General features: G+C 56.6%; 13 protein-coding genes and 1 tRNA gene. 9 read left to right on the top strand and 5 right to left on the bottom strand.

The window, feature by feature from the left end; translation table 11 throughout:
- Positions 1-62 precede the first annotated feature (62 nt).
- From RO22_RS03110 to RO22_RS03100, 3 genes are all read right to left on the bottom strand, one after another.
- Positions 63-998: an ornithine cyclodeaminase family protein gene (locus RO22_RS03110; protein WP_041157568.1), complete on the bottom strand. Its 936-nt coding sequence runs from the start codon at positions 996-998 to the stop codon at positions 63-65.
- 1 nt (position 999) lies between these two features.
- Positions 1,000-1,356, bottom strand: coding sequence for a RidA family protein (locus RO22_RS03105; protein ID WP_041157567.1), 357 nt, complete (start codon positions 1,354-1,356; stop codon positions 1,000-1,002).
- Between the two features lie 184 nt (positions 1,357-1,540).
- Positions 1,541-2,308 (bottom strand): helix-turn-helix transcriptional regulator, encoded by a 768-nt coding sequence (locus RO22_RS03100; RefSeq protein ID WP_027957418.1) that lies wholly within the window; start codon positions 2,306-2,308, stop codon positions 1,541-1,543.
- 198 nt (positions 2,309-2,506) lie between these two features.
- On the opposite strand from RO22_RS03100, the gene RO22_RS03095 reads away from it, so the two are divergent.
- Positions 2,507-3,874: a glycosyltransferase gene (locus RO22_RS03095; RefSeq protein WP_081742665.1), complete on the top strand. Its 1,368-nt coding sequence runs from the start codon at positions 2,507-2,509 to the stop codon at positions 3,872-3,874.
- 106 nt (positions 3,875-3,980) lie between these two features.
- On the opposite strand, the gene RO22_RS03090 is transcribed toward RO22_RS03095, so the two are convergent.
- A tRNA-Leu gene (locus RO22_RS03090) sits at positions 3,981-4,067 on the bottom strand.
- A gap of 114 nt (positions 4,068-4,181) precedes the next feature.
- On the opposite strand from RO22_RS03090, the gene queA reads away from it, so the two are divergent.
- From queA to secF, 5 genes are all read left to right on the top strand, one after another.
- The gene (queA, locus tag RO22_RS03085) at positions 4,182-5,213 is read left to right on the top strand and encodes a tRNA preQ1(34) S-adenosylmethionine ribosyltransferase-isomerase QueA (protein ID WP_027957420.1); all 1,032 of its coding nucleotides are present in this window, start codon (positions 4,182-4,184) and stop codon (positions 5,211-5,213) included.
- A gap of 93 nt (positions 5,214-5,306) precedes the next feature.
- On the top strand, positions 5,307-6,428 hold the full coding sequence (gene tgt / locus RO22_RS03080; RefSeq protein ID WP_027957421.1) for a tRNA guanosine(34) transglycosylase Tgt: 1,122 nt from the start codon (positions 5,307-5,309) through the stop codon (positions 6,426-6,428).
- Between the two features lie 149 nt (positions 6,429-6,577).
- Positions 6,578-6,904: a preprotein translocase subunit YajC gene (yajC, locus tag RO22_RS03075; protein ID WP_007111584.1), complete on the top strand. Its 327-nt coding sequence runs from the start codon at positions 6,578-6,580 to the stop codon at positions 6,902-6,904.
- A 132-nt stretch (positions 6,905-7,036) separates the two neighbouring features.
- Complete coding sequence (gene secD, locus RO22_RS03070; protein WP_027957422.1) at positions 7,037-8,890, top strand: protein translocase subunit SecD; 1,854 nt, start codon at positions 7,037-7,039, stop codon at positions 8,888-8,890.
- A 64-nt stretch (positions 8,891-8,954) separates the two neighbouring features.
- Positions 8,955-9,881, top strand: coding sequence for a protein translocase subunit SecF (gene secF, locus RO22_RS03065; RefSeq protein WP_022520069.1), 927 nt, complete (start codon positions 8,955-8,957; stop codon positions 9,879-9,881).
- Between the two features lie 129 nt (positions 9,882-10,010).
- On the opposite strand, the gene RO22_RS03060 is transcribed toward secF, so the two are convergent.
- The gene (locus tag RO22_RS03060) at positions 10,011-10,805 is read right to left on the bottom strand and encodes an inositol monophosphatase family protein (protein ID WP_027957423.1); all 795 of its coding nucleotides are present in this window, start codon (positions 10,803-10,805) and stop codon (positions 10,011-10,013) included.
- A 179-nt stretch (positions 10,806-10,984) separates the two neighbouring features.
- Here RO22_RS03060 and RO22_RS03055 point away from each other — a divergent pair, with 179 nt between their 5' ends.
- The 3 genes from RO22_RS03055 to iscR all read left to right on the top strand — a co-directional run bounded on the left by RO22_RS03055 (position 10,985) and on the right by iscR (position 13,329).
- Positions 10,985-11,749 carry an RNA methyltransferase gene (locus RO22_RS03055; protein WP_027957424.1) on the top strand — a complete coding sequence of 255 codons (765 nt, stop codon included), beginning with the start codon at positions 10,985-10,987 and terminating at the stop codon, positions 11,747-11,749.
- A gap of 170 nt (positions 11,750-11,919) precedes the next feature.
- On the top strand, positions 11,920-12,783 hold the full coding sequence (cysE, locus tag RO22_RS03050; RefSeq protein WP_041157566.1) for a serine O-acetyltransferase: 864 nt from the start codon (positions 11,920-11,922) through the stop codon (positions 12,781-12,783).
- 78 nt (positions 12,784-12,861) lie between these two features.
- Positions 12,862-13,329: a Fe-S cluster assembly transcriptional regulator IscR gene (iscR, locus tag RO22_RS03045; RefSeq protein ID WP_022520074.1), complete on the top strand. Its 468-nt coding sequence runs from the start codon at positions 12,862-12,864 to the stop codon at positions 13,327-13,329.
- The last annotated feature ends 18 nt before the right edge of the window (positions 13,330-13,347 follow it).

The raw sequence follows: 13,347 nt of genomic DNA, 5'->3' as shown, positions 1-13,347 counted from the left end.
TACTATTTTTGTTGTAAAAACCATATCTGTTGAAAAAACTATGTCTCCTGAAAAAGCTATGGTTATTCGAGAAGCGACTCCCACACTTCAATGGCAGCGGCCAGGTCTTCCAGCGAAGCCCCTACCGATTTGAATAGCGTGATGGCATCCGGTGCGGAGCGCCCCGATCTAGTCCCTGCTAGCACCTCAGCAAGCTCCGCCTGAATCTGGTCGAACTGGAATTCGCCCTCTTCAATGGCTTGCAGGATGTCGCCCGCCTCGCCTTTGGCACCGGCGTAGGTATCCACAAATACCTCTGAGCGACGCAGACACAGTGCATCGGTTTCGCGCATCTGTGGTCGAAACGCGCCGATCAGATCCAGGTGAGTGCCGGGCGTTAGCCACTCACCTTTAATCAGCGGCTGATTGGAGAGCGTTACGCAGCTAATGATGTCCGCCTCAGCGACAGCATCCGCTAATTCCTCCACCACATGGGTTTCGAAGCGTTCGGCGTACTCGTCGGCAATCGCCGCCGCTTTACTGGGATTGCGGCCCCAGATCAGCACACGTTTGATGGGGCGTACGCTGGCGTGGGCCTCGATCACCATAGGCGCCAACTTGCCCGTACCCACCACCACCAGCGTTTCTGCGTTTTCATTCGCCAAGGCTTGAGCGGCCAGCGCGGAGGCCGCCGCCGTGCGACGCCGGGTTAGCTCGCTGCCATCGATACAGGCCAGCGGCTGGCCGTGCTTGCCCTCGCTGAGCAAGTAGAGCCCAGAGATCGCCGGGATACCGTGGTCGGCGTTTTGCGGAAACACGTTGACCATTTTCACGCCGATGTAACCCGCCGCTTCCCAGGCGGGCATTAGCAGCATGGTGGCTTCGCCATCTGGCCGGTGCATCGCATGGTGATGGCGGGGAGGAGACTCCACGCCATTCACGAACGTTGTATGTAGCCGCTTGATCAAGCCATCCCACGTTAGGTGGCGAGTGACCTCTTCGGCAGAAACAACCCGCATATCAGGCCTCCGGCAGCGCGGCTACCACCATGATCTCCACTTTCCACTCGGGCTTGGCGAGCTGGGCTTCAAGCGCTGCACGCACAGGTGAGCGACCGGGCACGACCCAGGCGTCCCAAGCAGCGTTCATTTGGTCGAACTCCGCCATGCTGGTGACCCATATTTGCGCCGAAATCAAATGCTCTTTCGAGGTGCCCGCTTGGGCTAGCAGTTGATCGATACGCGCAAGCACCTGCTCGGTTTGGCCGCGCATATCCGCCGTGGCATCAGGAGGAACCTGGCCTGCGAGGTAAACGGTGCCGTTGTGAATCGCCACTTGGCTCATACGTGCATTGCTGTCTTGATAGGTAACGCCCATGGTGTTGCTCCTTGAAAGCGGTGCTGCTGATAAAAAGGGTCTTGATATAAGGGATTAGTCAAAGACTAAAGCGCTAGCAGGCAAATTACTTGCCCGAAGCTGAGATAGATTTGCCCGCAAGTCATGCAGGCAAGAAAATTTTATCACTAACGGTTCGGCGAGGGGCTAGCGGTCAGATGAGGGCCTAACGATCTGAAGAAGGGGAAAGCTCGAAATAACGCCGATAGGCGCGGGAAAAACTGCCTTGATCGCGAAAGCCAACCAGCATGGCGATATGCCCCAGGCTGAGTGTGCTATGGCGAACCAAGGTGCGGGCATGCTCTAAGCGCCTGCGCTGTACATAGGCCAGCGGCGTTACGCCAGTCAGCTCGCGAAAGCAGCTGTGAAAGTGGCCTGGGCTCAAGGCACACAAAGCAGCTAACTGCTCCACACGGATCTCATCGGCAAGATGCTGATCCAACCAGGCATCCAGACGCGCAAGATCCAGGCGTTCGCTAATACAGTGTTGGCCCAACTGCCCAACAGCTGTGGAAGAGGTGTCATGCAAATACATGGTCAGCGCGCGTAACAGCAGAATCGCAATTTCATTCTGTAGCGCGGGGCACTGTTCAAGCTGGTTCGCCAGGGCGTGGGTAAGCTGGTTTAACGCGGGGGGGACGCTGAAAAAACGCGGTTTATCGAAGAGGCGCTCAATCTCGCTGCCTTTCTCAAGCGAAGCTAACTGGGCAACGGGTATATCCAGAACTAAGGTACGGTTGCTGCCATCACCCTGGTACTCGTGATGGCGCGACGACGGAATCAGACAACCGCGGCGGGCGGTAACCCGCTCCCCCTGACCTTCCATCGAAAGCTCTGTAACACCACAGGTAGCTAGAATAAGTTGATGGAAGTCGTGGGTATGGGCCACCTGCTCTTGGGCTAAATTGCGGCTATGCAGCTCAAAATGGGCCATGGTGGGGTACCGTCTGTACATCGAATGCTATTCCAGCACTATAAAACGGCTAAGTAACAAAAAGCGAGAGTGAAGCCAACTGTGGGCTAACGCTCTTCCCGGTAAGTGCACGGTATTTATCTAAGCGCGCTGGCTGTCATCCGCCAGTCATGGACTCAAGATAGCTTATTCGTAAGCTGCCACAAGAGTCAAAACAACATGCCACAGCGCCGACGCCCCTCTCTCAACTCTCCTCTCAGTGACCAGGAAGTCGCGGCCCTAACTCAATTAGCCAACGGCAATGCCCTACACCTACAGCGTAAAGCTGAACGCGAAGCACGACTAGCGTCAACTTTAACGCTGCACTCAGCGGCGTCAACGACCGAGACACCGTTGAGCGGTATGAAGATACTGATGATTTCGGATGTCTACTTCCCCCGCGTTAATGGTGTTTCCACCTCCATCGCCAGTTTTCGCAGCGCCCTTGAGCGTTTGGGCCACTCGGTCATGCTGATCTGCCCCGATTATCCTGTGGGCCAAGTGGACGAACCGGGCGTATTGCGCATCCGCTCGCGCCAGGTACCCGGCGACCCGGAGGATCGCATGATGCGCTACCGGGACTTGATCGCCCTGGCACCGCAGCTTGCCGCTGAAGCCTTTGACCTTATTCATGTCCACACCCCCTTTACCGCCCACTATGCCGGTGTAGCGCTGGGGCGTCGGCTTGGGCTTCCAGTGGTAGCGACCTACCACACCCTGTTTGAGGAGTATGTTCACCACTATATCCGTTGGCTTCCACGACGCTGGCTACGACTTGCCGCGCGTCGGCTTTCAGTGCACCAGTGCCAGCAGATCGACGCTTTGGTTGCTCCTTCACGGGCAATGCAGGAAGCCCTTACCCGCTATGGAGTGACCACGCCCTCCACGGTCATTCCCACCGGTTTGTCGCTGGAGTCGTTCTGCCACTCTCAGGGAACCCAGGATGATAGCGACTTTCGTGCTCATTACGATCTGCCTACAGATGCGCGCCTGCTGCTCTATGTAGGCCGCGCCGCCTTTGAGAAGAACATCGATTTTCTGATCGATATGCTGCCCAAGGTATTAGCCGAACACCCCAACACCCGGCTTATCATTACCGGCGAAGGCCCGGCCCATGACTCGCTTGTCCGGCGCGCCCAGGAAGTTGGCGTGGCAGAATCGGTGCTGTTCCTCGGCTATCTCAACCGCAGCGGCCCGCTGCAAGCCGCCTACCGCGCCGCCGACGTTTTTGTATTTGCGTCACGCACGGAAACCCAGGGGCTGGTACTGCTGGAAGCGATGGCACTAGGCACGCCAGTGGTCTCCACCGCCATGATGGGCACGCTGGATGTATTAAAAGAAGGAGAAGGCTGCCTAATCGCCGAGGATAACCACGACAACTTCGCCACCAAGGTCAACCGTCTGCTAAGCGATGACACCCTGCGCCAACAGCTCGCCGAACGCGCCCAAGCCTACGCCGCTAGCTGGCACGAAGATGCCAAAAGTGCGGAACTCGCGAGTCTTTATCATCAGATCGCGGCTGAGCGTTTGGCTAGTGAGAGAAAGTAAGCGCCGAACTCTCCGCTGACACTTTGTTGACACATTCGGGCACTTAGGAGGGAAAAACTCAAATTGCAGACACAAAAAAAGGCACTTAAGTGCCTGATTTTAAAGTTGGTGCCGGTGGCCAGACTCGAACTGGCACACCCGTAAAGGCGGCGGATTTTGAATCCGCTGCGTCTACCAATTCCGCCACACCGGCAATGGCTGCGCATTATACGTAAATGTCGAGGTAGGTCAATCACATTGACTGACTTTATGCAGCCAAAGCGCTATCCTATGCCGCCTGTTTGATCAACGTTAAGAGTTATACGCCATGCAGCGCGCGGATTTTCATTACGAACTACCCGACGAATTAATTGCTCGCTACCCTTCTGAACAGCGTAGCGACTGCCGTTTGCTGTGCGTGGATGGCCAGAGCGGCGCGCTGGAACACCGCCGCTTTCCCGATTTGCTTGAGCTTCTGGAGCCCGGCGACCTGTTGGTGTTTAACGACACCCGGGTGATTCCGGCGCGCCTGCACGGCCATAAGGCCAGCGGCGGCAAAGTGGAGATGTTACTGGAGCGCCCGCTGGATACTCACCGTGGCTTGGCGCATATTCGTTCGAGTAAGTCGCCGAAGCCCGGCACCGAGCTGATTTTCGAGGGCGATATTCACGCCATCGTAGAAGGCCGCCGTGATGCCCTGTTCGAGCTGCGCTTTTTAGGCGATACGCCGATGATCGCGCTGCTTGAAAAGCACGGCCATATGCCACTGCCACCGTATATTACCCGGGAAGACGAACTCAGCGACCGTGAGCGTTACCAAACCGTCTATGCCCGGCGTGATGGTGCAGTAGCGGCGCCGACCGCCGGGCTGCATTTTGATCAGCCACTGCTGGACGCCCTTGCAGATAAAGGCATTAACCGTGCCTTTGTGACGCTGCATGTGGGCGCGGGCACTTTTCAGCCGGTGCGCGTCGACAACATCCTTGAACACCATATGCACAGCGAGTGGATTGAGGTCACGGAAGCTACCTGCCAGCAAGTGCGCGAGACCCTGGCAGCAGGCAAGCGGGTGGTGGCAGTGGGCACCACCAGCGTGCGCTGCCTGGAAAGCGCCTGCATGAAAAGTAGCGACGGACAGATCGCGCCTTATAGTGGCGATACCGACATTTTCATCTACCCCGGTTACCAGTGGCGCTGCGTGGATGCTTTAATTACCAATTTCCACCTACCGGAATCGACGCTGCTAATGCTGGTGTCCTCCTTCGTGGGCTATGACACCATCATGCACGCCTATCAACGGGCAGTGGCCGAGCGCTATGCGTTTTTTAGCTATGGCGACGCCATGCTGTTGACCCGCTAGGTATTGCTGCTGATTGTTGACCCGCTTGCCCTGCACCCGTCGCGCCAAACGAACGAGATTAACGAGTTACTTTATATGCGAAACGAATGCTTTATGCGCTTTGAGCGCCTGGCCGACGATGGCCGTGCGCGCCGTGGCCGCCTCCACTTCCCCCGTGGCACAGTGGAGACCCCGGCGTTTATGCCAGTAGGCACCTACGGCACGGTGAAAGGCATGACGCCCGATTCCGTCAAAGAGATCGGCGCCGAAATCATCCTCGGCAACACCTTTCACCTGTGGCTGCGCCCTGGCACCGAGGTGATTGAAGCTCACGGCGACCTGCATGACTTCGCCCAGTGGGACAAACCGATTCTGACCGACTCCGGCGGTTTTCAGGTCTTCTCCCTCGGTGAGACGCGCAAGATCACCGAGCAGGGCGTGCACTTCCGCTCGCCGGTGGATGGCAGCAAAGTCTTTATGGGCCCGGAAGAGTCCATGGCGGTTCAGCGTTCGCTGGGCTCCGATGTGGTGATGATCTTTGACGAGTGCACGCCCTACCCGGCCACGTTTGACGAAGCCGAGAAATCCATGGAGCTGTCGCTGCGCTGGGCCAAACGCTCGCGGGATGCCCACGGCGATTCACCTTCCGCGCTGTTCGGCATTATCCAGGGCGGCATGCACCCAGAGCTGCGCGAACGCTCGCTCAAAGGGCTGCTGGAAATCGGCTTTGATGGTTTGGCGATTGGCGGGCTTTCCGTCGGCGAACCGAAAGAAGAGATGATCAAGGTGCTCGACTACCTGCCCACCTGGATGCCGGATGAGATGCCTCGCTACCTAATGGGCGTCGGCAAACCCGAAGACCTGGTGGAAGGCGTGCGCCGGGGTGTGGATATGTTCGATTGCGTAATGCCCACCCGCAACGCGCGTAACGGCCACCTGTTCACCTCGGAAGGCACGGTCAAAATTCGTAACGCCAAGCACCGTTTTGATACCCGCCCGCTCGATGAAGAGTGCGATTGCCATACTTGCCAGAATTTCTCACGGGGCTACTTGCACCATTTGGATCGCTGCAATGAAATGCTCGGCTCGATGCTCAACACCATCCACAACTTACGTTACTACCAGCGTGTGATGGCCGATTTGCGCGCGGCAATTGAAGCGGGTACATTGACGACCTTTGTGGAAGGCTTCTATGCACGGCGTGGCTTGCCAGTGCCTCCGCTAAGCCAGCCCTGACGAATTAATCGCCACGCGCCTTGGCGCGTGGTTTAAACTGTTTGGCTATGTTTTAAAAACTATGCTTTAAAAACCATGTTTTCAAAACCAAGCTTTCAAAAACCAAGCATCTAAAAACCTAAGCTTTTCTAACTCAGGAGTTCTCTGCAATGCTGGATTTCTTCATCTCACCAGCCCATGCCCAAGAAGCCGCTGCTGGCGGTGGTATTGCGCAAATCGTCATGCTGGTCGGTTTCGTGCTGATTTTCTACTTCCTGTTGTGGCGCCCGCAAGCCAAGCGCGCCAAGCAGCACAAGCAGCTGGTCACCAACTTGGACAAAGGCGATGAGATCGTTATTGGCGGCGGTTTGGTAGGTCGTATCACTAAGGTGAGCGACGAATTCCTGACCATCGAGATCTCTGAAGGCACCGAAGTTAACGTGCAGAAGAACGCCGTTGCCGCCGTACTGCCTAAAGGCACCATCAAGTCCATCTAAACCTTGTAATACCCCTGCCGAGCCAGTGCCAGCCACCCCGGCAGGGGTGACATGGTATGAATGATGGTGAACTTTGCTGTGCGCGGCGTGTCCGTGCACAGCATTCCGTTTGTAATTGAAGGCAGGGCTTGCATGCTCAACCGTTACCCCCTGTGGAAGTATCTGCTGATACTGGTCGTCCTGGTGGTTGGCCTTATCTACTCGCTTCCCAATCTATTCCCCGAAGATCCCGCCATCCAAATTAGCAGCGCCCAAGGCGACTCGCTGGATGCGCGTCAGATAGACCGTGTTGAAACCGCGCTCAGCGAACACGATATTGAGATCAAAGCCCTCGAAGAAGAGAACGGGCAGTGGCTTATTCGTTTACGCCACGATGACGATCAACTTCCTGCTCGCGACATTGCCGCTGACCTTTTAGGCGATGATGCGACGGTAGCGCTAAACCTCGCCGAAGCAACGCCAGAATGGCTACAGGCATTCTCTGCTTCCCCCATGACGCTGGGCCTTGATTTGCGCGGTGGCGTGCACTTCCTGCTCGAAGTGGATATGGAAGCCGCGCTTACCCAGCGCCTGGAAGTCAACGCCAGCGCCATGCGTGAGCTGCTACGCGACGAGCGGATTCGCTATCGTAATACCGATATCGAGGAGCGCACGCTGTCGATCGATTTTGCCAGCGCCGAAGACCGCGATACAGCCCGCAGCCTGATCAGCCGTGACTTTCCTGAGTTTGAATACAGCAGTGAAGGCGATGGCCGTGCTTCAACGCTGGTAATGACGCTTAGCGATCAATCGGTAAACGAAATTCAGGATTACGCGATCAACCAGAACTTGACCACCCTACGCAACCGGGTCAACGAACTGGGTGTCGCGGAGCCCATGGTGCAGCGCCAAGGCCCCAACCAGATCGTGGTGGAGCTGCCGGGCATCCAGGACACCGTGGCGGCCAAGCGTATTGTCGGCGCAACGGCGAACCTGGAATTCCGCCTGGAAGCGCGCAACGATACGCCGGATAACGAAACGGAAACCCTCACCTTCCGAAATGAGCCTTCGCGCTCTGCCGAGCTAATGCGCGACGTGATCATTACCGGCGATAGCGTCTCCAGTGCCAGCAACAGCTTTGATGAGAATGGTCGCCCGCAGGTCAATATTGATCTAGACGGCACCGGCGGCACGCTAATGAACCGCGCCACACGCACCAATATCGGCCGCAATATGGCGGTGCTGTTCATCGAGCATAAGAGTGAAGACACCGTGGTGGTCGACCCGGAAACGGGCGAAGAGACCATTGAGCGGGAGCCTTACGTTGAGCGCGGCCTGATCAGTTTGGCCACTATTCAGAGTGCGCTTGGCAACAGCTTCCGGATCACCGGTTTGGATTCGCCGACAGAAGCCGCTGAGCTGGCGTTGCTGCTGCGTTCGGGCTCCCTTGCGGCTCCCATCTACTTCGTCCAAGAACGCACCATTGGGCCAAGCCTGGGCGCTGAAAACATTGAGCGGGGCCTGCTCTCGGTACAGATTGGCTTGCTGCTGGTCGTGCTGTTTATGCTGGTGCGCTATAAGGTGTTTGGCGTGTTTGCCAATATTGCCCTGGCGCTGAACTTAACGCTGTTGGTCGCAGTGATGTCGATGCTGGGCGCCACGCTGACGCTGCCAGGTATTGCCGGTATCGTACTGACACTGGGCATGGCGGTAGATGCCAACGTGCTGATTTTCGAACGAATACGTGAAGAGCTGCGTAACGGCATGTCGGTTCAGCAAGCGATTCAAGCCGGCTATGAGCGCGCCTTCACCTCCATCGTCGACGCTAACATCACCACACTGCTGGTGGCCGTTATCCTGTTCTCGATTGGCTCCGGCCCGGTGAAAGGGTTCGCCGTCACGCTCTCTATCGGCATTTTGACGTCGCTGTTCACCGCTCTGATGGTGACTCGCGCCATGGTCAACTTGGCCTATGGCAGCAAACCCGTCAAAAAGCTGTGGATTTAAAGAGCATGGATTTGAAAAGCATGAATTTAAACCACGTGCTTAGCCCAGAACTGAAGAGGTGGTAATGAAACCCCTATCACACCTGCGAATCGACTTTATGGGACGGCGCAACATCGCGTTTGCCGTCTCCGCTGTGTTACTGATCGTGTCGATTGGCGCCATCCTGTTCCAGCAGCTCAACCTAGGGCTGGACTTTACTGGCGGTACGCTGATTGAGGTGCGCTACGGCGCTGCGCCCTCCCTGGACGCTATTCGTGTGCTGCTCGAAGAGAGCGGCTTTCAAGATGTCTCGGTGCAAACCTTTGGGGCATCAACCGAAGTATTGATTCGCCTCCAGCAGGCGTTTGACGCTGATGTAGGCGGCGAGGTAGTAAACCTGCTACGCGCGAGTGGTAATAGCGTTGACCTTGTTCGCTCTGAGTTTGTTGGTTCCCAGGTAGGTGACCAACTGCGTGACCAGAGTGGCTTGGGTCTGCTGGTAGCGCTCGGCGTGGTCATGCTCTATGTGGCCTTCCGCTTTCAGTACAAGTTTGCGATTGGCGCACTGCTGGCACTGCTGCACGATGTGATTATCGTAGTGGGCGTGTTCGCTCTGTTTCAGCTCGATTTCGACCTTACCGTATTGGCAGCCATCCTGGCAGTTATCGGCTACTCGTTGAACGATACCATCGTGGTTTATGATCGCGTCCGCGAAGCCATCCGCACTTCGCGTATCGACGATATGCCGCAGATCTTCAACGAAGCGATTAACGCCACGCTCTCGCGCACCTTGGCAACTTCGGGCACCACCATTCTGGTACTGCTCGCTCTGCTGCTATTGGGCGGGGATATGATTGAGAATTTCGCCATTGCGCTGCTGGTCGGCATCGTTGTGGGTACGTTCTCGTCTATCTATATTGCTGCGGCGCTACTGCTACCACTGAAGCTGTCGCGAGAAGATTTGATTCCCACCAAGAAAGAGTTCGACGAAGAAGAGGAAGAGCTGCCTTAACGGCGCATCTCTATACTCCTCTTATTTAGCCTACAAAAAAGCCCCTGCTGGGAATCCAGCAGGGGCTTTTTTTGTCTTTAAAAACGGTCGTCTTTAAAGCTTTAATCTTTAAAAGCTTAGCATTGCTACTTAAAAGTGCGGCGTGAGCTGCTTGATCAGCGCTTTATAGAGACGCGGCCCGGCTGCCATTAGCTGCCCTTCCACTTTCACCGTGGGCTGGCCGTCCGGCGTACCCATCAAGGCGCCCGCCTCCTTCAGGAACAGCGTGCCTACCAGCATATCCTGCTCTTCCAAGCCGAGTACAAAAGCGCTATCCACTCGCCCGGTGGCCAACTCACACAAATCCAGCAGCCCACAGCCCGTGGCCAGCAGATTTTCTATCTGCGGAGCAAGTTGCTGTGAAACGGTTAAATAAGCAGGTAAATTGCGCGGGCGTAGCCAGACTTCCGGCAGGCTCATGGCCATACGCGTACCGCTAATAGCGGTAGGCTTGCTAACGCGCATACGCTTGTCGTTGTGCTGGGCGCCACGGCCGCGGCTGGCGATATATTCGTCGTCGGCGAACGGGCAGATAATCACTGCGTGTTCGGGACGACCTTTGATAAGACACACCACTGAGAGTGCAAAGCCCTTACCGGCAACGGCTAAATTAGAGTAGCCGTGCATCGGTTCAATTTTCCAGACGATATCCGCGCCTTCGCCTTCACCCGCGCGGTGCGGGGTAAAGCGGCCGGTAACTCCGTGCTGGGGATAACCGCGTTCCAACTGCTGAACAATCGTCGCTTCGGCCTTGCGCGCTGTCTCATCGAGCAGGCGGTCAAGGTTAAATTCATCGTGCGCGTTCTCAATGCGTTCGCGCACGCGCAGGAAGTGTTCAACAGCGCTACGCGCAGCGCGCAGCGTAAATTGGACCATCGGATTCATGGTTGGGCCTTGTGACAGTGATGTTAAAGAACGTGATGCTAATCATAGAGCATAAGTAGGCGCAGGTGCCGCCTTTGGCGCGCAATTCTAGCAGACCACTCTCGGGCATGCCATCGACTCATGCTAGACTGCGCGCTTTACGCGATAATAATCACCCTCTTTATTCACCGAGCCTTATCATGCTTGAGCGCATTCGCATTGTTCTTATCGGCACCAGCCATCCCGGCAATATCGGCGGCGTGGCACGCGCCATGCACAATATGGGCCTAGCAGATTTAGCCCTCGTTGCCCCCCGCTGTGAAGTGATTACCCAGGACAGCATTTCCCGTGCCTCCGGCGCTGACCACCTCCTTCATCAAGCCAGTGTGCATGCCTCACTGGAAGAGGCGGTAGCTGATTGCACTCTGGCCGTGGGCGCCAGTGCGCGCTCACGCACTCTGCCCTGGCCGATGCTCTCACCGCGGGAGTTAGCTGACCGGCTGCCCGCCGAGTGCCAGGCTGCTGAGTCCCGCGTGGCGCTGGTATTCGGGCGCGAGGACAGCGGCCTTACCAATGCTGAATTACAGCGCTGCCACGCACATGTGCATATTCCTACCAATGCCGACTTTAGCTCGCTCAATTTGGCCGCGGCGGTGCAGGTGCTCGCCTATGAGTGTCGCATGGCGTGGCTAAACCAAGCAGATGGCCAAGCGGATGCACCGTCAACTGCGCCGAGTGATGACGATGATCTGGCCACCCACGCCGAACTAGAGCGCTACTTCGAGCACTTGGAACGCACGCTGATTGGCATTGATTTTCACGACCCTGATCAGCCACGACAGCTAATGGCGAGACTGCGCCGCTTGTACCTGCGCGCTCGCCCAGAACGCATGGAAATGAATATTTTGCGTGGAATTCTGTCGGCTACCGAAAAGGCTGCGAACACCAAGCCGCCCAAACCGTAACTAACTTAGGCTGGAAACGCTAAGCTTGAAGTTGATGCTGCGTGCCCCAACTTCGCTATTCTGCTAACGTGATTTCTCTATTGATATTCCAAGAACCGGCGATATTTCAAAAATCCGTTCTAATAGTTCAATAGCTAGACGCCGCCTTATATAACGCCAAGGAACACCTCATGTTTCAACGTCTACGTGAAGACATCAACAGCGTATTTGACCGCGACCCGGCCGCACGTAACTTTCTTGAGGTGCTGACCAACTACCCTGGCCTGCACGCCCTGCTGCTGCATCGCTGCGGCCACTGGCTGTGGAAAAAAAACCTCAAGTGGATAGCGCGGACGCTATCGACGTTTTCACGCTGGCTCACCGGCATTGAAATTCACCCTGGCGCCACGATTGGTCGGCGGTTTTTTATTGATCACGGCATGGGTGTGGTGATTGGTGAAACGGCGCTGGTGGGCGATAACGTAACGCTCTATCAAGGTGTCACCCTGGGCGGCACCAGCTGGAACAAAGGCAAGCGCCATCCCACCTTGGGGGATGGCGTGATTGTCGGTGCGGGCGCCAAAATACTGGGGCCCTTTACGGTCGGCGCTGGAGCGAAAATTGGCTCTAATGCCGTGGTCACCAAAGAAGTACCGCCGGGCGCCACGGTGGTAGGTATTCCCGGTAAAATCGTTAAACGCGCCGACCCCGATGTGGAAGAAGCACTGGATGTCGACCCCGCCCGACGCGAAGCCATCTGCCAAAAATTTGGCTTTGACGCCTACGGCGTCAGCCAGGACATGCCCGACCCCGTAGCCCGTTCGATGCAGGCAATGCTCGACCATATGCACGCCGTGGATGAGCGCATTGAGCGCATGTGCTCTACCCTGCGTAAGCTAGATGACAACTACCGTGACGGCCAGTTACCGGCGCTGCGCGATGAAGATTTTGCCGATATTCTGGACGAGAACGATACCGGCTGCACCGGCGTTGGCAAGCACTCGGGCACTCCACCATCAGCCGAGCAAGAAACGCTGCCGCCGCGTAATGGTTGACCAAAGCACTCAGGTTTTCCCATAATGGCAGCACATTTGCCGTTAGTGCGCTGAGCTTTCAGCGTCGAGGGGCTTGCCATGCGCTTGACCACTAAAGGCCGTTACGCCGTTACCGCCATGCTCGATTTAGCCTTGCATGCCCACAACGGCCCGACCAGCCTAAGCGATATCTCCCAGCGTCAAGAGATATCGCTCTCCTATTTAGAGCAGCTTTTTGCTCGCCTGCGCCGTGCAGGCTTGGTCAACAGCGTGCGCGGCCCAGGCGGCGGCTATCTGCTTTCGCAGCCTGCGGACGCGATTAGCGTTTCAAAGGTGATTGACGCAGTAAATGAAAGCGTTGATGCCACCCGTTGCCAGGGGCTCTCTGACTGCCAACAGGGTGACACCTGCTTGACCCACCATTTGTGGTGCGAGCTCTCCGTGCAGATACGCCATTTTCTTGACGATATGACCCTGGCACAACTGATGCTGCGTCCTGATGTCATACGTATTGCGTCGCGACAGAAACAGCGTGCCGAGGCAGGCATTCTCGCCTCTTCACCCTGACCCCACGACACAAACCCG

The sequence above is a fragment of the Halomonas sp. KHS3 genome (assembly GCF_000830495.1).
GTDB classification, from domain to species: domain Bacteria; phylum Pseudomonadota; class Gammaproteobacteria; order Pseudomonadales; family Halomonadaceae; genus Vreelandella; species Vreelandella titanicae.
Note: the sequence above shows the minus strand (reverse complement) of the source record. Positions and strands in the feature narration are given on the sequence as shown.

What these genes read in the sequence shown, in the direction of transcription:
- RO22_RS03110 (WP_041157568.1), bottom strand. Translation starts at nt 998, where the DNA reads ATGCGGGTTGTTTCTGCCGAAGAGGTCACTCGCCACCTAACGTGGGAT.
- RO22_RS03105 (WP_041157567.1), bottom strand. Translation starts at nt 1,356, where the DNA reads ATGGGCGTTACCTATCAAGACAGCAATGCACGTATGAGCCAAGTGGCG.
- RO22_RS03100 (WP_027957418.1), bottom strand. Translation starts at nt 2,308, where the DNA reads ATGGCCCATTTTGAGCTGCATAGCCGCAATTTAGCCCAAGAGCAGGTG.
- RO22_RS03095 (WP_081742665.1), top strand. Translation starts at nt 2,507, where the DNA reads ATGCCACAGCGCCGACGCCCCTCTCTCAACTCTCCTCTCAGTGACCAG.
- queA (WP_027957420.1), top strand. Translation starts at nt 4,182, where the DNA reads ATGCAGCGCGCGGATTTTCATTACGAACTACCCGACGAATTAATTGCT.
- tgt (WP_027957421.1), top strand. Translation starts at nt 5,307, where the DNA reads ATGCGCTTTGAGCGCCTGGCCGACGATGGCCGTGCGCGCCGTGGCCGC.
- yajC (WP_007111584.1), top strand. Translation starts at nt 6,578, where the DNA reads ATGCTGGATTTCTTCATCTCACCAGCCCATGCCCAAGAAGCCGCTGCT.
- secD (WP_027957422.1), top strand. Translation starts at nt 7,037, where the DNA reads ATGCTCAACCGTTACCCCCTGTGGAAGTATCTGCTGATACTGGTCGTC.
- secF (WP_022520069.1), top strand. Translation starts at nt 8,955, where the DNA reads ATGAAACCCCTATCACACCTGCGAATCGACTTTATGGGACGGCGCAAC.
- RO22_RS03060 (WP_027957423.1), bottom strand. Translation starts at nt 10,805, where the DNA reads ATGAATCCGATGGTCCAATTTACGCTGCGCGCTGCGCGTAGCGCTGTT.
- RO22_RS03055 (WP_027957424.1), top strand. Translation starts at nt 10,985, where the DNA reads ATGCTTGAGCGCATTCGCATTGTTCTTATCGGCACCAGCCATCCCGGC.
- cysE (WP_041157566.1), top strand. Translation starts at nt 11,920, where the DNA reads ATGTTTCAACGTCTACGTGAAGACATCAACAGCGTATTTGACCGCGAC.
- iscR (WP_022520074.1), top strand. Translation starts at nt 12,862, where the DNA reads ATGCGCTTGACCACTAAAGGCCGTTACGCCGTTACCGCCATGCTCGAT.